The organism is Streptomyces sp. NPDC005808 (assembly GCF_042871385.1).
GTDB lineage: Bacteria > Actinomycetota > Actinomycetes > Streptomycetales > Streptomycetaceae > Streptomyces.
The window spans coordinates 5,150-26,540 of sequence record NZ_JBIAIK010000019.1 but is presented as its reverse complement, the minus strand read 5'-3'; the positions used below and the strand labels follow the sequence as shown (position 1 = coordinate 26,540).

Below are 21,391 nucleotides of genomic sequence, written 5' to 3'. Positions count from 1 at the left end.
AAGGCAAGACAATGAGGTCTTCCGGATCTCCGAGAGTCGGCTCTTCGACAGCCGCCGCTTCGGTAGTCGGTTCCACAGCCGGCCGTCGCCGCACGGTGCTGCGCACCGCTGCCGCCGTGCTCTCCCTGGCCACCGCGGCCGTCCTGACCGGCTGCGCGAGCGCCGACACGTCCACCGGTTCCTCTCCCTCGGCGGCGGCTTTCAAGCCGGCCACCCAGAAGGAGGGTTCGCAGATCACGGTGTGGGCCGACTCGACCCGGCTGCCGTCGGTGGAGGCGTACCAGAAGGCGCACCCGGACGTGAAGATGGACATCGTCACGTACGACGGCGGCGCCGACGGTTCCACGTATCTCCAGTCGAAGGTGCAGCTCTTCGACCGGACCGGCAGCGGCTGGCCGGACGTGGTGTTCGGCTCACCCACCGACGTGACGTGGGCGTCCGAGCCCACGACGGCCGACGCGCAGCCGTTCGCCGCGCCCCTGGACAGCGACCTCGTCCCGCAGAGCACGCTGGACGGCTTCGCCAAGGGCTCACTCAGCCCCTGCCAGTTCAACGACCACACCTACTGCCTGCGCAACGACATCGCCCAGGTCGTCCTCTGGTACAACAAGGACCTCATGGACAAGTGGGGTTACGACGTCCCCACCACCTGGGAGCAGTACGAGGCCCTCGGCAAGCAGGTCGCCAAGGACCACCCCGGCTACCTCGTCGGCTCGGTCGGCGACACCAACTCCCATGAGTCGTACTTCTGGTCCGGCCAGTGCCCGGCGTTCGAGCTGACGAAGCCCGACACCCTGCGCACCGATCTCCAGGACCCGAACTGCACCAAGATGGCGAGCCTGCTGGACGGGCTGATCGACGCCAAGGCCGTCACCACCAAGGGCTTCTTCAGCCAGGGCTTCGCCAAGGACAGCGGCAGCAAGGTCCTGATGGCGTACGGCCCGTCCTGGTACGGCCAGTACCTGTTCAAGACCGCCTTCGAGACCCCGGCCAAGCAGATAGCCGCGGCGCCCCCGCTGAAGTGGGACGGAGAGACCACCACCGCGACCGGCAACGTCGGCGGCGGTGTGTGGATGGTGTCCTCGCACAGTGCCAACCTCAAGGCGTCCACGGATCTGGTCACCTGGCTGACCACCTCCGACGAGAACCAGGCGACCGCGCCCACCTACCCGGCCTACACCAAGGCCGCCGAGGCGTGGCTGGCCAACCCGACCAACAGCGACTACTTCGCCAACGACGTGAGCGGGCCCTTCAAGGAGGCCGCGAACGAGGTGTGGACCGGCTGGTCGAACACCAAGTTCTCGGACGCCACCGCCTGGTCCAGCATCGTCCTGCCCGCCCTGACCGCCGGCAAGAGCCTCACCGAGACCCTGGACGCCTGGCAGACGGAGATCAGTAACGAGGCGAAGGCCGAGGGATACAAGGTGACCAACCAATGACCTTGCTGGAGACCGAGCGTGTAGCCGTCTCCCCCCTCCGCCGCGGCGCCAAGCCGCGGCGGAGGGGCCCCGGCCTCACGGGCTACTTCTTCGTCGCCGGGTACGCGGTGCTGCTGCTCGCCTTCGGCGTCTTCCCCACCGGTTATTCGTTCTACCTGGCGCTCACCAACGACCAGGGCCAGTTCACCGGGCTCAACCAGTTCGTCAAGGTCGCCCAGGACTACCGCTTCGTCCCGGCCTTCACCCACATGCTGATCTACCTGGTCATGTGGCTGGTGGTCCTCGTCGTCCTGGTCGTACTGGTCGCGGTGGTACTGCGCAGCCGGGTGCGGCCGGGTACGTCGGCGCTCTTCCGCTTCCTCTACTACATCCCCGGCGCCCTCGCCGGGGTCGCCAGCGTCCTGGTCTGGCTGTTCATGCTGGACCCGGACGTCAGCCCGGTGTCCTGGCTGCTCAACAGCATGGGCATGCACAGCTTCGCGGCCGTGCTCACCCCCGGCAACCTGCCGCTGATCCTCATGCTGATCGCCTTCTGGACCGGCGCCGGCGGCTGGATGGTCGTGATGTACGGGGCGCTCAACAACATCCCCGACGAGGTGCTGGAAGCCGCCCGGATGGACGGCGCGGGTCCCTGGCGCACCGCCTGGCACATCCAGATCCCGATGATCCGGCAGTGGATCGTCTACATGACCATCATGGCGTTCGCGACCGGCACCCAGCTCTTCGTCGAGCCCCAGCTGCTCCAGGTCGCCAGCCTCGGCCGGGTGAGCCCCACCTGGTCGCCCAACCAGCTGGCCTACGTCTACGCCTTCCAGCAGGGCGACTTCAACGGTGCCGCCGCCATCTCCGTCTTCCTGCTGGTGCTGGGACTTCTGGCCGCGGGATTGCTGGTCGCCCGCTCGAACCTGTTCAAGTTGGATGAGAAATGACGCAATCCACTCTCTCCTCGACGCCGAGGCCGACGCCGACGGATACGACGACGCAGACGGTGACCTCGGCGGCGGGCCGGCGTTTTCAGCCCTCCCGGGTCGTCTCCTTCCTGATCGTCGGCCTGCTGCTGGCCCTGCTGCTGGTGTTCTTCGTGCTGCCGGTGGTCTGGCTGCTGCTCGCTCCGTCGAAGACCGCGGGCCAGGTGGTGCAGGACAACCCGCTCTCCTTCGGGTCGTTCCAGCAGATCGGCGACGCCTGGCAGCACCTGTTCAGCTTCCAGGACGGCGCGATGGTCACCTGGCTGCGCAACTCGGCGGTCTACTCCGGGGGTTCGCTGATCCTGACGCTGGCCGTCAGCATCCCGGCCGGCTACGCGCTGGCCCTGACCAACTTCCGGGGACGCAAGACACTGCTGACCATCACCCTGGTCACGATGATCATGCCGCAGGCCACCCTGGTCCTGCCGGTCTTCCTGGAGCTCAACAAGTTCCATCTGATCGGCACCGTCTGGTCGGTGATCCTGCCCTTCTCCTTCTATCCGTTCGGTGTGTACCTGGTCTACATCTACTTCGGCAGCAGCCTGCCCAGGGACCTGCTGTCGGCCGCGCGGATCGACGGCTGCAACGAATGGCAGCTCTTCACCCGCATCGCGCTGCCGCTGGCCAAACCGGTGGTCGGTCTGGTCGCCTTCTTCAGCTTCGTGGGCAACTGGAACAACTTCTTCCTGCCCTACCTCGTGCTGCCGAAGAGCGAGCAGTTCCCGATCCAGGTGGGCCTGAACCAACTGCTCACCTCCACCCCGTCGTTCAACCCGGTGGCCGGTGCGGGCCTGAACATCACCATCCCGGAACTGGCCCTGGCGATCGTGGTCGCGATCCTGCCCGTTCTGGTGCTCTTCCTCTTCTCCCAGCGCACGCTGGTCTCCGGGATGCTCGCGGGCGCGACCAAGGAATGAACGAGGCGTGCCGGAACCCGTTCCCCTGCAGAACCGAGACGTGAGCCCGACGACACCTGGAGCAGCGTTGACACCCGGACCCGGCCACATCACCTGGCCGCCGCCCGAGCTCGCCGTGCCACCGGTACAGCTGCCGCCGACCGAACCCGTCACCGGGAGCGACGACGTCCGCCGGTACGACGGACTGAGCTACGCCACCAACTCCGGTTACCGCGCGCGGCTGCTGGACCTCTCCGTGCCCCCGGCGGCCGAACCGCCCGGCGTGGTGGTGTGGATTCACGGCGGCGCCTGGATGGAGGGGGACCGGCGTCACCCACCGCCGACCGTGAGCGCGGACCTCCTCTTCGGCTCCCTGCTGCGGGCCGGCCTGGCGGTCGCCACCATCGACTACCGCCACGCCCGCGAGGCTCCGTTCCCCGCCCAACTGCACGACGTCAAGGCGGCCATCCGCTACCTGCGCCACTACGCCGGGCAGCTCGCAATCGACGGCACCCGGATCGGCGTGTGGGGCGAGTCGGCCGGCGGCCACCTCGCCGCGCTGGCGGGGCTGACCGGCGCGGCTCACCCCTCGCTCGAAGGCGCCGAGGGGATCGCGGAGGGCGACACCACGGTTGCCGCGGTCGTGGACTGGTACGGGATCACCGATGTGGGGGCGCTGCTGCCGGACAGGCCCGGTCCCGACGACCCCTTCGTGACCCTCCTGGGCGGCGAACCGGCGGACCGCACGAGCCTCGCCGCGGCCGCCAGCCCGCTCAACCACGGCGGCGCACCGGCACCGCCCTTCCTCCTGATGCACGGCACCCACGACACCCTCGTCCCCATCGAGCACAGCGAGCGCCTGGCGGAGCTCCTGCGGGCCGCCGGAAACCACGCGGAACTCGTCGCCGTACCGGGCGCCGAGCACATCTTCCTCAACGCCGACGTCGGCCCGCTGGTCGCCCGCAGCGTCGCCTTCCTGGAGCACCACCTGCGTCCGTGAACCGCCGTGTTCCGATCAGCCCTGTCGCTCCGGGCGCCGTCAGAGCCGCGCGCTCTTCAACGCCATGTGCAGCAACAGCCGGTCCTCTCCGTCGTCCAGGTCGAGGCCGGTGAGCTGTTCGACGCGGGACAGGCGGTAGTACAGCGTCTGCCGGTGGATGCCCAACTCGGCTGCGGTGCGCCCGGCCTGGCCCGCGCAGTCGAGGAACACCTCCGCGGTGCGGGCGAGTTCGCGGTGGGCGGGCTCCAACAGGGTGCGTACGACGGGATCGTGGGCCGCGTCCGGGGGAAGGGACGTCAGGAGCCGGAAGGGCCCGATCGACGCCCACTCGGCGACCGGGCCCAGACGCGGCTCGGCCAGTACGGCGCGCGCGGCGGCCGACGCCTCCTGCCAGGCGGCCCCCAGCTCGGCGAGACCGGTCCGGGCGCCGGCGACACCGGCCGCCGCGTCCGCCGCGGCCTCCCGCACGAACCGCGAGGCAGCGGTCAGCGCCGGGGTCATCACCTCGGGCGACCGCAGGCGTACGAGCAGCGCCAGACTCTGCCCCGTCGCACCCCACGGCACCGTGCACAGCGCGGTCGCCCCCGGCACCGTACGGACCGAAGGGGCCTCGTCCGGGTCCGCGGAGGGCCAGGGGGCCACGCACACCACCGTGTGCAGGCCGTCGCCGCGGGCGCCGAGGGCCGTCCGCAGTTCGGCGACGGCCATGTCACGCTGCCAGCCGCGCTCGGCGGTGAGGACGGCGCGGAGTTCGCGGGTGAGGTCGGCGCCGGCCTGGGCCTCGTCGGCGAGTACGGCGCCGATGCGGGAGGCGACCTCCATGGCGGCGGTCAGCTGGTCCGGCGTCGGCCCCGGGTCGTCGTCGAGCAGCCAGACGTAGCCCCGGACGACGCCCCGATGACGTACCGGGAGACAGATCCGGCCCCGGTACACCCCCGCCTCCGGGGTGGGCGGAATGCGGACCGGGGCGGTGGCCCGGGTGATGCCGAAGCCCTCGAACCAGGTGCGGACGGCAGCGGTGGAGCGGCGCGTGAGGATCGAGCGGGTGCGCACGGGGTCGAGGGCGGAGGGGTCGAGCTCGCCCTCGCTGTCGTAGGCGGCGAAGGCGATCAGCTCGAAGTCCCGGTTCTCCAGGGTCGCCGGCATGCCGAGGAGCGCCGAGATCTCGTCGACCAGCTCCTGGTAGTCACCCCGGTATTCAGCCGTCACTCGGGCATTCTCCCGCATTTCCCCGAGCCTTCATACATCTGTCTGAGATCCGGGGCACGGATGCGTGACAGCTGTCGATGGCAGACGATCGGGGGGATCCTTAGGTTTCACGGTGGTTGCCCGTGCCGTACCCGAATCGTCGGGATTCGGCCTCCTGCTGGCTTTGTTGTGGAGGTGCCCCGTGCTGGGTCCCGTGATTCTCGCCGCGTCGCGCAGCGACAGGACGCGCCGCTTCGTGTCGGCGGCCCCCGGCACCAAACAGGTGGTCGCCCGCTTCATCGCCGGCGAGTCGGTCGACCAGGTGATTCCGGTCGTCCAGGACACCGTCGCGAAGGGTCTGGCGGTCACTCTCGACGTGGTCGGCGAGGACATCACCACCCGCGAGCAGGCCTGCGCCGCCCGGGACGCGTATCTGGAACTCGTCGAGCACCTGAAGGCGCTGGACCTCGGCGCCCGGGCCGAGATGTCCGTCAAGCTGTCGATGTTCGGGCAGGCGCTTCAGGACGGGCACGAGCTGGCCCTCGCCAACGTCCGCCCGGTCGTCGAGGCCGCCGCCGCGATCGGCACCACCGTCACGCTGGACGCCGAGGACCACACCACCCTCGACTCGATGTTCGCCATCCACGAGGAGCTGCGGAAGGACTTCCCGGAGACCGGCTGCGTCATCCAGGCCTACCTGTTCCGCACCGAGGCCGACGCCCGCCGCCTCGCCGGGAGCGGCAGCCGGGTACGGCTCGTGAAGGGCGCCTACAAGGAGCCCGCAGAGGTCGCCTACCAGCAGAAGGCCGAGGTCGACAAGGCGTACGTCCGCGTCCTGCGCATCCTGATGGAGGGCGACGGGTACCCGATGATCGGGTCCCACGACCCGCGCCTCATCTCCATCGCCCAGGAGCTGGCCCGCAGGGCCGGCCGCAAGCTCGACGAGTACGAGTTCCAGATGCTGTACGGCATCCGCGGCGAGGAGCACCTGCGGCTCGCCGCCGAGGGCCACCGGATGCGCGTGTACACCGCGTACGGCACCGACTGGTACGGCTACTTCATGCGCCGCCTCGCGGAGAAGCCGGCCAACCTGCTGTTCTTCGCACGCTCCGTCCTCACCAAGGGCTGAACCACCACCAGGGCTGACCCACCGCTCAGTTAAGGAGTCACGGAAACCATGGACGCTGTAACCCAGGTCCCCACCCCCGTCAACGAGCCGGTGCACGGCTACGCCCCCGGTTCGCCCGAGCGCGCCCGCCTGGAGGCCAAGCTCAAGGAGCTTGCCGAGAACCCCATCGACCTCCCGATGACCATCGGCGGCGAGAAGCGCCTCGGCGGCGGCGAGGCCTTCCAGGTCGTCCAGCCGCACAACCACAAGGCCGTGCTCGGCACCGGCCGGGGTGCCACGCAGGCCGACGCCCAGGACGCGATCGACGCCGCCCTCGCCGCCGCCCCGGCCTGGCGCGCGATGTCCTTCGACGACCGCGCCGCGATCATCCTGCGCGCGGCCGAGCTGCTGTCGGGCCCCTGGCGCGAGACCCTCGCCGCCTCCACCATGCTCGGTCAGTCCAAGACCGCCCAGCAGGCCGAGATCGACTGTCCCTGCGAGCTGGTCGACTTCTGGCGCTTCAACGTCAAGTACGCCCGTGACCTGCTCGCCGAGCAGCCCCCGGCGAACTCCCCGGGCGTCTGGAACCGCCTGGACCACCGCCCGCTCGAAGGCTTCGTCTACGCGATCACGCCGTTCAACTTCTCGGCGATCGCGGGCAACCTGCCCACCGCGCCCGCGCTCATGGGCAATGTCGTCGTCTGGAAGCCGTCGCCGACCCAGACGCACGCCGCCGTGCTGCTGATGCAGCTCCTCGAGGAGGCCGGCCTCCCCAAGGGCGTCATCAACCTCGTCACCGGTGACGGCATCGCGGTCTCCGAGGTCGCCCTCAACCACCGCGACCTCGCCGGCATCCACTTCACCGGCTCCACGAAGACCTTCCAGCACCTGTGGAAGACGGTCGGCCAGAACATCGCGAAGTACCGCACGTACCCGCGGCTGGTCGGCGAGACGGGCGGCAAGGACTTCCTGGTCGCCCACCCCTCGGCGGACCGCGCGGTGCTCAAGACCGCGCTGACCCGCGGCGCCTTCGAGTACCAGGGCCAGAAGTGCTCCGCGACCTCCCGCGCCTACATCCCGGCCTCCATCTGGAACTCCGGCTTCAAGGAGGAGTTCGCGGCCGAGGTCGACTACCTGACCATGGGTGACGTCACGGACCTGGCGAACTTCGTCGGCGCGGTCATCGACGAGCGCGCCTTCGCCAAGAACAAGGCCGCCATCGACCGCGCCAAGTCGGACCCGTCCTGCACGATCGTCGCGGGCGGCTCCTACGACGACTCGGTCGGCTACTTCGTGCGCCCGACCGTCGTCGAGTGCTCGGACCCGGAGAACGAGGTCTTCAAGACGGAGTACTTCGGCCCGTTCCTGGGCGTGTACGTCTACGAGGACGACAGTTACGAGGAGATGCTCACGCAGATGGAGTCGGCCTCCGACTACGCGCTCACCGGCGCGGTCGTCTCCAACGACCGCGAGGCCGCCGCGTACACGATGGACAAGCTCCGCTACGCGGCCGGCAACTTCTACATCAACGACAAGTCGACCGGCGCCGTCGTCGGCCAGCAGCCCTTCGGCGGCGGCCGCGCCTCCGGTACCAACGACAAGGCCGGTGCCCCGCAGAACCTCCAGCGCTGGACCCTGACCCGCGCCATCAAGGAGACGCTGGTCGCGCCGACCGACTACACGTACCCGCACATGGGCTGACCTTCTGGGTCCTTCTGGGTCCTTGAGGTTTCGGGCCGGGCAGCCGACGACGACGGCGGTTGCCCGGCCCGCGTGCGTGAACGCTGGGAATACTGAGCCCATGACCCCCAGACTGCGCACCGCCCATACCGCGGACCTCACCCCCGCCGAACTCGATGCCGTTCGCGCGCTCCTGGACGACGCCTTCGAAGGGAACTTCAGCGACGAGGACTGGGATCACGGCCTCGGCGGCGTCCACGCGCTCGTGCGGGACGAGCGGGGACTCGCCGCGCACGGCTCGGTGATCCAGCGCCGGGTGCTGCACCGGGGGCGCTCGCTGCGGGTCGGGTATGTGGAGGCCGTGGGGGTGCGCTCCGATGTCCGGCGTACCGGACTGGGCGGCCTGGTGATGGCGGAACTGGAGCGCGTGGTGGACAGGGCATACGGGCTGGGGGCACTGTCCGCGAGCGACGAGGGGGTGGCGCTCTACGTCGCCCGCGGCTGGCAGCGCTGGCCCGGCCGCATCTGCGCCCTCGGGCCGGACGGTGTCGTGCGGCTGCCGGAAGAGGAGGGTTCGACCTACCTACGACCTGTCGCCACCGGCCTCGATCCCGCGCACGAGCTGGTCTTCGACTGGCGGGACGGAGATGTGCTCTGAACGGCGCCCGGACTGTCGCCCCAGGTCAGAGCGGTGTGACTCGATCCGCCGTCTCAGATAGTAGGAAGTCCGAGTAATTGTAGAGACAGTCGCGTGCTCCTCGCCTAGCTTTGTAGGAGCCGAACGTCTCGCTCGACCAAGCGAATGGCGGTCGTGAGCCGGAGCCTTTGGCAGGCAACCCCTGCGGCACCGCTCCCCGCCCCACCCGGCGTCTCGAAACCCCACACCGCACTTCCGGCCGCTCGCGTCCGGAGGCAAGGAGTCGATGCATCATGGCCGAGACGACCGCCCGCCGAGTCCGTCGCGTTTCTCGTACGAGCGCATCCCGTACGAGCGAGTCCGACCGCAAGAACGCCGCCGCCGCCCTCCAGCGTGCCCTCGACCGCAGGGACAACGGCGGCGCGACGGGCCACTGAGGCCCGCACTCATACCGGGAGCCGCGCCCGCACGGGATGCGGTGCGGGGCCTGTGCCCCGCGCCGCATCCCGGAGTACTCACGTGTTGCGTCCCGGAGTGTTCCCGCGCCGCATCCCGGGTTACTCACGCCCCGCACCTCGGAGTGCTCACGCCCCGCGCCGCACCTCGAAGTAGTCGATGCGTCTGCCGCTCTGCGCCAGCGCCGACACCTTGAGCCGGGGCGCCGCGCCCGACTCCGCCTCCACCGAGAGGAAGGAGTAGCCGGTGTACCGCACGCGCGACCACTCCACGGTCTCGGCCCGCTGGTCCTGCGACTTCGTCCAGTGGAAGGTGTCCACGGACTCGCGGTCGGCGACCTTCCCCTCGTAGCTGTCCCGCACGCCGACGGGGAAGCTGTAGAGGCTCTTGCCCGCCCCGCCCGCCGTGACGTACACGATCCCGTCGCGCGTCGGATCCGTGGACCCGCCGACCGGCACCCGCCTGCCCACCTTCCCGCCCTTGATGGCGTCGGTCCGCTCGTACACGTGGTTGTGCCCGTTGATCACCAGGTCCACCTGGTGCTTGGTGAACAGCGGCAGCCAGGCGTCCCGTACACCCCCGTCGGAGGCGTGGGACGACGTGGAGTAGGTGCAGTGGTGGAAGAAGACCACGATGAAGTCGACGCTCCCGCGCAGTTCACCGAGCCGCTTGTCCAGCCAGGCCGTCTGCCTGCCGCCGCTGTAGCCCTTGTTGGCGGGAATCTCGTAGGAGACGTCGTTCGCGTCCAGCGCGACGATCCCGACGTTGCCGTAGGTGAAGGAGTAGACGCCCGGCGCGTTCCGTGCGTCGAAGCCGTTGCCGGGGAGGGTCCAGCGTGCCGACTGTCCGCCGTATCCGTTCGGCGAGTACCAGGCCTCCATGTCGTGGTTGCCGGTCGTCACCATCCACGGCACCGACTTCGCCACCGACTCGGTCTGCTTGAGGAACAGGTCCCAGGCGCCGGGGTCGTAGGAGTCCGACTTCCCGCCGTGGCCGGTGACGTCCGCGTAGCAGATGTCGCCCGCGTGCAGATGGAAGGCCGGGCGGCGGCCGAGGATCAGCTTGTCGTTGGCGAGCGCGTCGGGGGTGACGCCCTGGTCGCCGAAGGCGGTGAAGACGAACTTCCCGGGGCTGGTGGCAGGCGCCGTGCGGAAGGACCCGACCGCGCCACGGCGCTCCTTGGCCGCGGGGTCGAATCCCTCGTGGCCGACGCCGTAGTAGTACGTCGTGCCGGGGCGCAGACCGTCGAGCGCCGCGTGCAGGTAGTACTGGTCCAGCGCGAGCCGCACACCGGTCAGCCCCGGTGTGTGCAGGTCGCGGAGCTCGGCGTCGACCTTCCTGCTGAGGTCCCAGGGTGCCAGGCCCACGCGGATGTACGGCTTCCTGACCGCGAGCGGCACCTGCCAGGAGATCCGCATCTGGGTCTTCGGGTCCGCGCCGAAGGCGAGATGGCGGCCGAAGGGCGTGACGGCGGAACCGTGCACCAGGCCGGTGGCGGTGGCCAGGGGGTTCTTCGACTCCGACGGGGTACCGGACGCGCAGCCGGCCAGCAGCCCGCCGCCCGCCAGCGCGCCCGCGGTCACCAGCGCGCGGCGCCGTGTGAGCTTCGTCCGCAGGTACTCGTGCTGCTCCGCCATGGTCATACGGCGGGCGAGCCGCGGCGGGATGCCGAAGTCGGGAAGGTGCGAGCCGGTGTCCGCGCGGGGGTCCATGCTGCTGAACTTCCCAGCGAGCCCCAACGGGGGCCATACGCAGGGGTGAACGGCGGTCGAAGGGTCGGTGCGGTCGCGGGGCCGGATGTCCGTATCGCGGACGTCGCGTGTCATCCCATGGGACAAGGGAGTACGGTGCCGTCATGTCTCGCAGCATCAATCTCGCAGTGATTCCCGGTGACGGCATCGGCCAGGAGGTCGTGGCCCAGGGGCTCAAGGTCCTCTCCGCCGTCCTTCCGCAGGATGTGAAGCTGGAGACGAAGGAGTTCGACTTCGGCGCCAAGCGTTATCACGCGACCGGTGAGACCCTCACCGACGCCGATGCCGAGGCCCTCAAGCAGCACGACGCGATTCTGCTCGGCGCGATCGGAGACCCGTCGGTCCCCTCCGGCGTCCTGGAGCGGGGCTTCCTGCTGAAGCTCCGCTTCCTCTTCGACCACCACGTCAACCTGCGTCCGTCGAAGCTCCTCCCGGGTGTGGCCACCCCGCTCGCCGGACAGCCGGAGATCGACTTCGTCGTGGTCCGTGAGGGCACCGAGGGCCCCTACACCGGCAACGGCGGCACCATCCGCAAGGGCACCCCGCACGAGGTCGCCACCGAGGTCTCCGTGAACACGGCCTTCGGCGTCGAGCGCGTCGTCCGCGACGCCTTCGCCCGCGCCCAGGCCCGCCCGCGCAAGAAGCTGACGCTGGTCCACAAGAACAACGTGCTGACCTTCGCGGGCCACCTCTGGACGAACGTCTTCAACAAGGTGGCCGAGGAGTTCCCCGAGGTGACCACGGACTACATCCACGTGGACGCCGCGACGATCTACCTCGTCACCGACCCCGCCCGCTTCGACGTGATCGTCACCGACAACCTCTTCGGCGACATCATCACCGACCTCGCCGCGGCCGTCTCCGGCGGCATCGGCGTCGCCGCCTCCGGCAACATCAACCCGAGCGGCGAGTTCCCCTCGATGTTCGAGCCCGTGCACGGCTCGGCGCCCGACATCGCGGGCCAGGGCAAGGCCGACCCCAGCGCCACGGTCCTCTCCGTCGCCCTCCTGCTGCGTCACCTCGGCTACGAGACCGAGGCCGCCCGCATCGAGGACGCCGTCGCCACCGACCTCGCCGAGCGCGTGGGCAAGCCCGCCCGCTCCACCGAGGAAATCGGCGACGCGCTCTCCGTACGAGTAGCCGGCTGACCCCGCCGCTCACTTACGTTTCGTAGTAGCCGCCGGGTCGCATCCGCACCCGGCGGCTTTCGCTATGCCCTCGCCGGGTGCCACCATCTACCCCTGGGCAATCCCATGGGCCGCATTCACACCGTTTTCGTCCACGGTTCCGCTCTTGCGATACTCGAACAAGGAGCCGCGGAATGAGGGAATGCTCGGACGTCCTAGCACTGGCCACTGGCAGTACTGGCGTGAGCGCGGCCCGTCACACACATCATCCGGTGAAGGACACCCACTCATGACGACGCCCACGATCGAACTCAAGCCCTCTTCGCAGCCCCGCTCCGCCGCGGAGCGCGCGGCGATCCTCGCCAGCCCCGGGTTCGGCCGCTACTTCACCGACCACATGGTGACGATCAAGTGGACCGAGGGCCGCGGCTGGCACGACGGCCAGCTCGTCCCGTACGGCCCGCTCTCCCTCGACCCGGCGAACATGACCCTGCACTACGCGCAGGAGATCTTCGAGGGTCTCAAGGCGTACCGGCAGCCGGACGGCTCCGTCGCCACCTTCCGCCCCGACATGAACGCCAAGCGCTTCCAGTCCTCGGCCCGCCGCCTGGGCATGCCGGAGCTGCCGGTCGAGACGTTCATCGAGGCGTGCGACGTGCTCGTCCAGCAGGACAGGGGCTGGGTCCCGGCGCACGGCGGGGAGGAGTCCCTCTACCTCCGCCCGTTCATGATCGCGACCGAGGTCGGCCTGGGCGTGAAGCCCGCCAACGAGTACCTGTTCCTCGTCATCGCGTCCCCCGCGGGCGCCTACTTCCCGGGCGGGGTGCGGCCCGTGTCCATCTGGCTCTCCGAGGACCGCGTCCGCGCCGTCCCGGGTGGCATGGGTGACGCCAAGACCGGCGGTAACTACGCGGCCTCCCTGCTCGCCCAGGCCGAGGCCGCCGCCAAGGGCTGCGCCCAGGTCGCCTACCTCGACGCCGTCGAGCACAAGTGGGTCGAGGAACTCGGCGGCATGAACCTGTACTTCGTGTACGGCGACCGGATCGTCACCCCCGAGCTGACCGGCTCGCTCCTCGCCGGTGTCACCCGCGACTCGCTACTCACCGTCGCCCGCGACCTCGGCTACGCGTCCGAGGAAGGCCGTATCTCCATCGAGCAGTGGCAGCGCGACTCCGAGAACGGCACCCTCACGGAGGTGTTCGCCTGCGGCACCGCCGCCGTCATCACCCCCGTCGGCACGGTCAAGCGCACCGGCGCCGAGTGGCAGCAGTCGGGCGGCGAGCCCGGCCCGGTCACCCTGAAGCTGCGCGAGGCGCTCCTGGACATCCAGCGCGGTGTCAGCGAGGACGCGCACGGCTGGATGCACCGGCTGGGCTGACGGTGTTGTCCTGACCCCGGTCCCCTCGAAGAAGGGGAGCCGGGAAGCGCACCCATGGCCCGCGGGGCCGTGACAGACGCGGCTCCGCGGCGTGGGCGCGACCAGCCACGACGGACCCGCAGACAATGCACTGGCCCCCCGGCGAAGCACTCGACGCCCGCTTTGAGTGATGTTCAATCTGCGTGCCCCAGCTCACCTCTCAAAGCTTCAGTTTCAGGGATCCCGCGGTTACAGTGCTTTAGAGTGCTGATCTAAGTGTTCCTGGCGAGGAGATGGCGAGCCGTGAGGCTGACCCCCACCGAACGTGACCGGCTGCTGCTCTTCGGGGCCGCCGAGCTGGCCCGCGCCCGCCGGTCCAGGGGCCTGCGGCTGAACGTGCCGGAGGCCACCGCGCTCATCGCGGACACCGTGTGCGAGGCGGCCCGCGACGGCCGGCGGCTCGCGGAGGCCATCGAGGCGGCCCGGTCGGTGCTCGGTCCGGGCGACGTGCTGCCGGGCGTCGCCGACGTCGTCACCGAGGTGCACGTCGAGGCGGTCTTCGACGACGGTTCGCGGCTGGCGGTCGTCAGCGCCCCCATCGGCGGCGGACTCGGGGATCAGGCACCGGGCGCGCTGCTGCCGGGGCCGACGCACGCCGAACCGGCCGCCGTGCTGCGGCTGCTCGTCACGAACACCGCGACCGTGCCCGTCTCCGTCACCTCCCACTTCCACTTCTTCGAGGCCAACCCGCGGCTCGACTTCCCGCGTGCGGCGGCCTACGGGATGCGGCTGTCCGTCCCGGCCGGATCGTCCGTGCGTTTCGGCCCCGGCGAGAGCGTCGAGGTCGGGCTGCTGCCCATCGGCGGCGAGCGGATCGCGATCGGGTTCGCCGGTCTGGTCGACGGGCCGCTGGATGCGCCGGGAGCGCAGGAAGAGGCGCTGCGCAGGGCCGCCGCCTGCGGGTATCTCGGAACCGACGGGGCTTGGCAACGATGAATCCGTACGAGTACGCCGCCACCCACGGCCCGCGAGCCGGCGACCGCGTCCGCCTGGGCGACTCGGGGCTCACGATCCGCGTCGAGTCCGACGCCCAGCAGTACGGTGACGAGTTCCTCGCCGGCTTCGGCAAGACCGCCCGCGACGGGCTGCACCTCAAGGCCGCCGCCGTCCGCGAGACCTGCGACATCGTCGTCAGCAACGTGGTGGTGATCGACGCGGCGCAGGGGATCCGGAAGGTCTCCATCGGCATCCGCGAGGGGCGGATCCACTCCATCGGACGGGCCGGGAACCCCGACACCCTCGACGGCGTCGACGTCGTGGTCGGCACGGGGACCTCCATCGTGTCCGGCGAAGGGCTCATCGCCACCGCCGGCGCCGTCGACACCCACGTCCACCTGCTGTCGCCGCGCATCATGGAGGCCTCGCTCGCCTCCGGGGTGACCACGGTCATCGGCCAGGAGTTCGGCCCCGTGTGGGGCGTCGGCGTCAACTCGCCCTGGGCGCTGCGCCACGCCTTCAACGCCTTCGACGCCTGGCCGGTCAACATCGGCTTCCTGGGCCGGGGTTCCTCGTCCTCGGACGCCCCGCTGATCGAGGCACTGGCCGAAGGCGGCGCGTCCGGCTTCAAGGTGCACGAGGACATGGGTGCCCACACCCGCGCGCTGGACACCGCGCTGCGGGTCGCCGAGGAGTACGACGTCCAAGTCGCCCTGCACAGCGACGGACTGAACGAATGCCTGTCGGTCGAGGACACCCTCCGGGTCCTCGAAGGGCGCACCATCCACGCCTTCCACATCGAAGGGTGCGGCGGCGGGCACGTGCCGAACGTGCTGAAAATGGCGGGAGTCGCGAACGTCATCGGCTCCTCCACCAACCCCACCCTGCCCTTCGGCCGGGACGCGGTCGCCGAGCACTACGGAATGATCGTTTCCGTCCACGACCTGAAGACCGACCTGCCCGGCGACGCGGCCATGGCCCGCGACCGGATCCGGGCCGGCACGATGGGCGCGGAGGACGTGCTGCACGACCTGGGCGCGATCGGCATCACCTCCTCGGACGCGCAGGGCATGGGCCGTGCGGGCGAGACGGTACGCCGGACGTTCGCGATGGCCGGGAAGATGAAGGCCGAGTTCGGCGCCCCCGAGGACCACGACAACGAACGCGTCCTGCGCTACATGGCCAAGCTGACGATCAACCCGGCGATCGCCCACGGTCTTTCGCACGAGGTCGGCTCCCTGGAGGTCGGCAAGCTCGCCGACATCGTGCTCTGGCGGCCCGAGTACTTCGGCGCCAAGCCGCAGCTCGTCCTGAAGTCGGGCTTCCCGGCGTACGGCGTGGTCGGCGACCCGAACGCGGCGACGGACACCTGCGAGCCCCTCGTCCTGGGACCGCAGTTCGGAGCGCACGGATCGACGCCCGCCGACATCTCGGTGGCCTTCGTCGCGCAGGCGGCCCTCGATCAGGGCAACGACCTGATGCCCACCCGGCGCCGTCGCGTCGCCGTCCGCGGCACACGCGGCATCGGCCCGGCCGACCTGCGCCTCAACTCCCGTACCGGCGCTGTCGACGTCGACCAGCGCACCGGACTCGTCACCCTCGACGGCGAGCCGATCCGCTCCGAGCCGGCCGACTCGGTCTCCCTCAACCGCCTGTACTTCCTGTGAGGCCCACCATGAACACCCCTGCCGCCGACGGCTTTTGGATGCCCGCCGAGTGGGCTCCGCACGAGCGCACCTGGATGGCGTGGCCGGGCCCCAACCCCACCTTCGAGGACCCGGACGACCTCGCCGAGTCGCGTGCGGCGTGGGCAGCGGTGGCCCGTGCGGTCCGCCGCTTCGAGCCGGTGACCGTGGTGTGCGGCCCCGGGCAGTCGGCGGCGGCCCAGGAGCTCCTCGGCACGGACATCGACACCGTCGAACGCGACCTCGACGACGCCTGGATGCGTGACATCGGTCCCACCTTCCTGACCGACGGCAAGGGCGAACTCGCCGCTGTGGACTGGACGTTCAACGGCTGGGGTGCCCAGCACTGGGCCCGCTGGGAGCACGACGCGAAGATCGGGGGCCATGTCTCGGACCTCGCGGGGGCACGGACGTACGCCTCGAAGCTGGTCAACGAGGGCGGCGCGATCCATGTCGACGGCGAGGGGACCGTGCTGCTCACCGAGACCGTGCAGCTCGGCCCCGAGCGGAACCCGGACTGGACCCGCGAGCAGGTCGAGGCGGAGATCCACGCCCATCTCGGCACCCGCAAGGCGATCTGGCTGCCGCGCGGGCTGACCGGCGACTATCCCCCGCACGGTTTCGGCACGCTCGGCCATGTCGACATCGTCGCCGCGTTCGCGCGCCCGGGAGTCGTCGTCGCGCACTCCCAGCCGGACCCGGCGCACCCCGACCACGAGGTCGGCGAGGAGATCGTCGGCCTGCTCCGGGCGCAGACCGACGCGCGGGGCGGCAGGTTGGAGGTCGTCGAGGTCCCCGCCCCGACGGTCCTGGAGGCCGACGGCCACTGGGCCGACTACTCCTACATCAACCACTACCTCTGCAACGGCGGTGTGGTTCTCTGCGGCTTCGGCGACCCGCGTGACGAGATCGCGGCCGGCATCTTCCGCCGGCTGTTCCCCGAGCGGAGGGTCACGCTGGTGGACGCACGTACGATCTTCGCCGGAGGCGGAGGCATCCACTGCATCACTCAGCAGCAGCCGAAAATCTAGGGGGTCGGGAGATGGCCGGTACGCGCAGGAACGCGCCCCCGCGTGAGGACGTGCTCGCCGCGGCCATGGACATGATCGCCGAGCGCGGTCTGGAGAAGCTCACCATGGCGGCGCTCGGCCGTGAGGTCGGGATGAGCAGCGGCCACCTGCTCTACTACTTCCGCTCCAAGGACGAACTGCTGCTGCGGACCCTCGAATGGAGCGAAGGACGCCTCGGGTCCGAGCGGAGCCGACTGCTGACCCAGCCGGCCACTGCCCGCGAACGCCTCGACACGTACGTCGACCTGTACGTCCCCGGCGGCCACCGCGACCCGCACTGGACCCTCTGGCTGGAGGTCTGGAACCGCTCGCAGAACGCCGACGACGACGCCCGCGAGCGGCAGGTCGCCATCGAGGGCGCCTGGCACCGGGACCTGGTGGCCCTGCTCGCCGAAGGCGTCTCGCACGGCGAGTTCCGCCCCGTCGACCCGGACCGCTTCGCCGCCCGACTGCGCGCCCTCCTCGACGGCTTCTCCATTCATGTGGCGATCGGGCTCCGCGGTACCGACCGGGGGCAGATCCTCGGCCACGTACGGGAGTTCCTGGACGAGGGACTCCTCCCGGACGACTGATCAACCGTCCGGGTTGTACGTAATACGGGGGATTGACCATGTAGTGGGTGATGCGTTTGCATCCAGGAGTGCCCTTGGCTCGGGGCCGGGGCCGGGGCCGGGGCCGACAGGATTTCAGGGGGAAATCACAGAGCACGCGCACTGACCGATCGCCATCTCAGGGGGAACACATCTTGTACGCCAGCACACGCGTCGCGCTTGCCGCTGCCCTCGTCGCCGCCACCGTGGCGTTGACGGGCACCTCGGCGGGCGCCGCGCCCCAGGGTCCGCACACCGAACCGATCAGCGTCACGCCGGAGGGGAAGGCCGGCAACGGTGGCACACAGGCCGCCGTCATCAGCCGCAACGGCCGCCACGTCGGCCTCACTTCGGACGCCGGGGACCTGGACCCGAACGTGCCGCACGGCGGCATGTATCTGCGCGACCCGGACACCGGCAAGCTCCGCTTCGCGGGGTTCGGGGACCTGGCGGCGGTCCTGAACGACGGCCGCCATGCCTACACCGAGCCCACCGCGTCCTCAGACGTGTGGATCCACAACATCGACACGGGGAAGCGGGTGGGGTTCGGCATCGAGATCCCCGAGGGCTTCACCGGTCCGCCGGCCGCGGTCTCCGTGAGCCCCAACGGCCGTTACGCCGTCTACACGCTCCGGGGGACCGGCGAGGGCAGCGTCGTCTTCCTGCGCGACCGAGTCGCCCGCACCACCGAGCGGATCAGCCATCCCAAACCGACCTGGGAGCCGCGCGACGCCTACCGGCCGACGGTCAGCGACGACGGGAGCCGCGTGGTCTACCAGTACAACTACGCCAACGGCCCGCGCGGCGACGACTGGGGCGACGTGTGGATGTACGACCGCACCACGGGCGAGCGCACCCAGATCGACCGCTCCTACGACGGTTCGAGTACCGAGAAGGAGTCCCTGGACCCGTCCATCAGCGGCAACGGACGTACGGTCGTCTTCGAGTCCCGCGACACCCACCTCGTCCCCGATGACGACGACGTCAGCTGGAACGTGTTCGTGCACGACATCGCCTCCGGCACCAATCAGCGCATCCATGGCGCCCAGGGCGGTCCCGGCGAGGCCTACACCCGCGCAGCCGCGATCAGCGCCGACGGCCGGTACCTCACCTTCATGTCCAAGGTGACCGAACCCGGCAGTCAGTGGGGCGACGAACACCCCGTCTACCTTCGGGACCTCAGGAAGGGCACCACCACCCTGGTCACGCCCGACACGACCGGCGGCACCACGACGGCCAACGTCCTGCCGGGCGGGATCGCCGACGGCGCCCGCAACATCCTCTTCCTGTCGTACGACCCGACGCTGATCCCGGCCGGCGACAGCAACGAGGGCCTCGACGCCTTCGTACGCCACCTGGGATGACCAGCAGCGTGTTCGCATCCTGAGACGGACGGTGAGCACGGGGGCGGTTTGTGCCAGACTGCCTCCGTGCTCTCGTTCGCCACGATTATTGGCAGCAGGCGCGCCGGTCCGCAGTGACCGCCACGTACCACCACGTACGGGCGGGCACCGTCGTCTTCGACCCGCGCGCAGACCTCTCGCACCCGCGAGGGGTTTTTCGTTTTCCTGGCCCACCCCAAGCCGGGAAAGGAGCGCGAGGGATCATTGGAGGACGGTGGAGCCGGTCATTCCGGTACAGACCGAGATCCAAACCTCAGGAGCCAGACACCATGACGGACACCGGCGAACTCGACGATTCGTTCCACGTCTTCGATACGACCCTGCGCGACGGCGCGCAGCGTGAGGGCATCAACCTCACCGTGGCGGACAAGCTGGTCATCACTCGGCACCTGGACGACTTCGGGGTGGGCTTCATCGAGGGCGGCTGGCCCGGCGCCAACCCGCGCGACACCGAGTTCTTCGCCCGCGCCCAGCAGGAGATCGACTTTCAGCACGCCCAGCTGGTCGCTTTCGGCGCGACACGCCGCCCTGGAGCCAAGGCTTCCGAGGACCCGCAGGTCAAGGCGCTCCTCGACTCCGGTGCCCAGGTGATCACCCTGGTCGCGAAGTCCCACGACCGCCATGTCGAGCTCGCCCTCCGTACCACTCTGGACGAGAACCTGGAGATGGTCCGCGACACCGTCTCCCACCTGTGCTCCCAGGGCCGCCGGGTCTTCGTCGACTGCGAGCACTTCTTCGACGGCTACCGCGCGAACCCCGAGTACGCCAAGGCCGTCGTCCGCGCCGCCTCCGAGGCGGGCGCCGACGTGGTCGTCCTCTGCGACACCAACGGCGGCATGCTCCCGGCCCAGGTCCAGGCGGTCGTCGCCACCGTCCTCGCCGACACCGGTGCCCGGCTCGGTATGCACGCCCAGGACGACACCGGCTGCGCGGTCGCCAACACGCTGGCCGCCGTCGACGCGGGCGCCACGCACGTCCAGTGCACGGCGAACGGCTACGGCGAGCGGGTCGGCAACTCCAACCTGTTCCCGGTGGTGGCGGCCCTGGAGCTGAAGTACGGCAAGAAGGTGCTCCCCGAAGGCGCCCTGCGCGAGATGACGCGCATCTCGCACGCCATCGCCGAGGTGGTGAACCTGACCCCGTCCACGCATCAGCCGTACGTCGGTGTCTCCGCCTTCGCGCACAAGGCCGGCCTGCACGCCTCCGCGATCAAGGTCGACCCGGACCTGTACCAGCACATCGACCCCGAACTGGTCGGCAACACCATGCGGATGCTCGTCTCCGACATGGCGGGCCGCGCCTCCGTCGAGCTCAAGGGCAAGGAGCTCGGCGTCGACATCAGCGGCGACCGCGAACTGGTCGGCCGGGTCGTCGCCCGAGTCAAGGAGCGCGAGCTCCAGGGGTACACCTACGAGGCCGCCGACGCCTCCTTCGAGCTGCTGCTCCGTGAGGAGGCCGAGGGCCGCGCCCGCAAGTACTTCCGCGTCGAGTCCTGGCGCGCGATCGTCGAGGACCGCCCCGACGGCAGCCACGCCAACGAGGCCACGGTCAAGCTCTTCGCCAAGGGCGAGCGCATCGTCGCCACCGCCGAGGGCAACGGCCCGGTCAACGCCCTCGACCGCGCCCTGCGCGTAGCCCTCGAAAAGCTCTACCCCCAGCTCGCCAAGCTGGAGCTCGTCGACTACAAGGTCCGCATCCTGGAGGGCAAACACGGCACCCAGTCCACGACCCGCGTCCTCATCTCCACCTCGGACGGCGCGGGGGAGTGGTCGACGGTCGGCGTCGCGGAGAACGTGATCGCGGCGTCCTGGCAGGCCCTGGAGGACGCGTACACGTATGGCCTGCTGCGGGCCGGTGTGGAACCGGCCGAGTGAGTAGTTTCAGCCCCTCCGGCGTTTGAGGAGCGGGGTCTGGGGCGGAGCCCCAGGAACAAGGGCGGGCAGGGGCGGAGGGGGCGAAAGAATCCCCCCCCCCCCCCCGCCCGGCCCCCCCCCCCCCCCCCGCCCCGGGCCCGGGGGGGGGGGGGCCCCCCGGGCGGGG

General features: G+C 70.1%; 18 protein-coding genes. 16 read left to right on the top strand and 2 right to left on the bottom strand.

Translation table 11 applies throughout. From position 1 onward, the window contains the following. The first annotated feature begins 11 nt into the window (after nucleotides 1–11). The 4 genes from ACFYPC_RS32100 (at nucleotide 12) to ACFYPC_RS32085 (ending at nucleotide 4,303) form a co-directional block, all read left to right on the top strand. Nucleotides 12–1,439 carry an extracellular solute-binding protein gene (locus ACFYPC_RS32100; protein ID WP_391889824.1) on the top strand — a complete coding sequence of 476 codons (1,428 nt, stop codon included), beginning with the start codon at nucleotides 12–14 and terminating at the stop codon, nucleotides 1,437–1,439. Next, the gene (locus tag ACFYPC_RS32095; protein WP_391889821.1) at nucleotides 1,436–2,368 is read left to right on the top strand and encodes a carbohydrate ABC transporter permease; all 933 of its coding nucleotides are present in this window, start codon (nucleotides 1,436–1,438) and stop codon (nucleotides 2,366–2,368) included. The genes ACFYPC_RS32100 and ACFYPC_RS32095 overlap by 4 nt, the downstream gene beginning before the upstream one ends. A gap of 113 nt (nucleotides 2,369–2,481) precedes the next feature. Then, a complete protein-coding gene (locus tag ACFYPC_RS32090; protein WP_391890081.1) occupies nucleotides 2,482–3,324 on the top strand; it encodes a carbohydrate ABC transporter permease in 843 nt (280 codons plus the stop codon). 67 nt (nucleotides 3,325–3,391) lie between these two features. Next, the gene (locus ACFYPC_RS32085) at nucleotides 3,392–4,303 is read left to right on the top strand and encodes an alpha/beta hydrolase fold domain-containing protein (RefSeq protein ID WP_391889818.1); all 912 of its coding nucleotides are present in this window, start codon (nucleotides 3,392–3,394) and stop codon (nucleotides 4,301–4,303) included. A gap of 39 nt (nucleotides 4,304–4,342) precedes the next feature. Here the strand turns inward: ACFYPC_RS32085 and ACFYPC_RS32080 are convergent, their stop codons facing one another. Next, the gene (locus ACFYPC_RS32080) at nucleotides 4,343–5,530 is read right to left on the bottom strand and encodes a PucR family transcriptional regulator (RefSeq protein ID WP_391889816.1); all 1,188 of its coding nucleotides are present in this window, start codon (nucleotides 5,528–5,530) and stop codon (nucleotides 4,343–4,345) included. 163 nt (nucleotides 5,531–5,693) lie between these two features. On the opposite strand from ACFYPC_RS32080, the gene ACFYPC_RS32075 reads away from it, so the two are divergent. From ACFYPC_RS32075 to ACFYPC_RS32060, 4 genes are all read left to right on the top strand, one after another. Then, nucleotides 5,694–6,620: a proline dehydrogenase family protein gene (locus ACFYPC_RS32075; protein ID WP_391889813.1), complete on the top strand. Its 927-nt coding sequence runs from the start codon at nucleotides 5,694–5,696 to the stop codon at nucleotides 6,618–6,620. Nucleotides 6,621–6,668: 48 nt separating this feature from the next. Next, nucleotides 6,669–8,300: an L-glutamate gamma-semialdehyde dehydrogenase gene (gene pruA / locus ACFYPC_RS32070; protein WP_391889810.1), complete on the top strand. Its 1,632-nt coding sequence runs from the start codon at nucleotides 6,669–6,671 to the stop codon at nucleotides 8,298–8,300. Nucleotides 8,301–8,400: 100 nt separating this feature from the next. Beyond that, on the top strand, nucleotides 8,401–8,937 hold the full coding sequence (locus ACFYPC_RS32065) for a GNAT family N-acetyltransferase (protein ID WP_391889808.1): 537 nt from the start codon (nucleotides 8,401–8,403) through the stop codon (nucleotides 8,935–8,937). Nucleotides 8,938–9,209: 272 nt separating this feature from the next. Next, nucleotides 9,210–9,353: a hypothetical protein gene (locus tag ACFYPC_RS32060; RefSeq protein WP_391889806.1), complete on the top strand. Its 144-nt coding sequence runs from the start codon at nucleotides 9,210–9,212 to the stop codon at nucleotides 9,351–9,353. 147 nt (nucleotides 9,354–9,500) lie between these two features. Here the strand turns inward: ACFYPC_RS32060 and ACFYPC_RS32055 are convergent, their stop codons facing one another. Beyond that, nucleotides 9,501–11,084: a purple acid phosphatase family protein gene (locus ACFYPC_RS32055; protein ID WP_391889803.1), complete on the bottom strand. Its 1,584-nt coding sequence runs from the start codon at nucleotides 11,082–11,084 to the stop codon at nucleotides 9,501–9,503. A gap of 143 nt (nucleotides 11,085–11,227) precedes the next feature. Between ACFYPC_RS32055 and ACFYPC_RS32050 the strand changes: the two genes are divergently transcribed. The 8 genes from ACFYPC_RS32050 to cimA all read left to right on the top strand — a co-directional run bounded on the left by ACFYPC_RS32050 (nucleotide 11,228) and on the right by cimA (nucleotide 21,225). Further along, nucleotides 11,228–12,271, top strand: coding sequence for a 3-isopropylmalate dehydrogenase (locus ACFYPC_RS32050; protein ID WP_391889800.1), 1,044 nt, complete (start codon nucleotides 11,228–11,230; stop codon nucleotides 12,269–12,271). A 268-nt stretch (nucleotides 12,272–12,539) separates the two neighbouring features. After that, nucleotides 12,540–13,628: a branched-chain amino acid aminotransferase gene (locus ACFYPC_RS32045; protein ID WP_391889797.1), complete on the top strand. Its 1,089-nt coding sequence runs from the start codon at nucleotides 12,540–12,542 to the stop codon at nucleotides 13,626–13,628. 282 nt (nucleotides 13,629–13,910) lie between these two features. Further along, complete coding sequence (gene ureA, locus ACFYPC_RS32040; protein ID WP_391889787.1) at nucleotides 13,911–14,603, top strand: urease subunit gamma; 693 nt, start codon at nucleotides 13,911–13,913, stop codon at nucleotides 14,601–14,603. Next, a complete protein-coding gene (locus ACFYPC_RS32035) occupies nucleotides 14,600–16,270 on the top strand; it encodes an urease subunit alpha (protein ID WP_391890077.1) in 1,671 nt (556 codons plus the stop codon). Before ureA ends, ACFYPC_RS32035 begins: the two co-directional genes overlap by 4 nt. An 8-nt stretch (nucleotides 16,271–16,278) precedes the next feature. Next, nucleotides 16,279–17,319 (top strand): agmatine/peptidylarginine deiminase, encoded by a 1,041-nt coding sequence (locus ACFYPC_RS32030; protein ID WP_391889784.1) that lies wholly within the window; start codon nucleotides 16,279–16,281, stop codon nucleotides 17,317–17,319. A gap of 11 nt (nucleotides 17,320–17,330) precedes the next feature. Further along, nucleotides 17,331–17,930, top strand: a complete 600-nt coding sequence (locus ACFYPC_RS32025) for a TetR/AcrR family transcriptional regulator (RefSeq protein ID WP_391889781.1) — start codon at nucleotides 17,331–17,333, stop codon at nucleotides 17,928–17,930. Between the two features lie 173 nt (nucleotides 17,931–18,103). After that, a complete protein-coding gene (locus ACFYPC_RS32020; protein WP_391889778.1) occupies nucleotides 18,104–19,312 on the top strand; it encodes a TolB family protein in 1,209 nt (402 codons plus the stop codon). A 308-nt stretch (nucleotides 19,313–19,620) separates the two neighbouring features. Next, complete coding sequence (gene cimA / locus ACFYPC_RS32015; protein WP_391889775.1) at nucleotides 19,621–21,225, top strand: citramalate synthase; 1,605 nt, start codon at nucleotides 19,621–19,623, stop codon at nucleotides 21,223–21,225. Nucleotides 21,226–21,391: the final 166 nt, after the last annotated feature.

Coding starts and splice junctions, on each gene's coding strand:
- ACFYPC_RS32025 (WP_391889781.1), top strand. CDS start 17,331: ATGGCCGGTACGCGCAGGAACGCGCCCCCGCGTGAGGACGTGCTCGCC.
- ACFYPC_RS32035 (WP_391890077.1), top strand. CDS start 14,600: ATGAATCCGTACGAGTACGCCGCCACCCACGGCCCGCGAGCCGGCGAC.
- ACFYPC_RS32100 (WP_391889824.1), top strand. CDS start 12: ATGAGGTCTTCCGGATCTCCGAGAGTCGGCTCTTCGACAGCCGCCGCT.
- ACFYPC_RS32095 (WP_391889821.1), top strand. CDS start 1,436: ATGACCTTGCTGGAGACCGAGCGTGTAGCCGTCTCCCCCCTCCGCCGC.
- ACFYPC_RS32045 (WP_391889797.1), top strand. CDS start 12,540: ATGACGACGCCCACGATCGAACTCAAGCCCTCTTCGCAGCCCCGCTCC.
- cimA (WP_391889775.1), top strand. CDS start 19,621: ATGACGGACACCGGCGAACTCGACGATTCGTTCCACGTCTTCGATACG.
- ACFYPC_RS32050 (WP_391889800.1), top strand. CDS start 11,228: ATGTCTCGCAGCATCAATCTCGCAGTGATTCCCGGTGACGGCATCGGC.
- ACFYPC_RS32080 (WP_391889816.1), bottom strand. CDS start 5,530: ATGCGGGAGAATGCCCGAGTGACGGCTGAATACCGGGGTGACTACCAG.
- pruA (WP_391889810.1), top strand. CDS start 6,669: ATGGACGCTGTAACCCAGGTCCCCACCCCCGTCAACGAGCCGGTGCAC.
- ACFYPC_RS32030 (WP_391889784.1), top strand. CDS start 16,279: ATGAACACCCCTGCCGCCGACGGCTTTTGGATGCCCGCCGAGTGGGCT.
- ACFYPC_RS32060 (WP_391889806.1), top strand. CDS start 9,210: ATGGCCGAGACGACCGCCCGCCGAGTCCGTCGCGTTTCTCGTACGAGC.
- ACFYPC_RS32055 (WP_391889803.1), bottom strand. CDS start 11,084: ATGGACCCCCGCGCGGACACCGGCTCGCACCTTCCCGACTTCGGCATC.
- ACFYPC_RS32065 (WP_391889808.1), top strand. CDS start 8,401: ATGACCCCCAGACTGCGCACCGCCCATACCGCGGACCTCACCCCCGCC.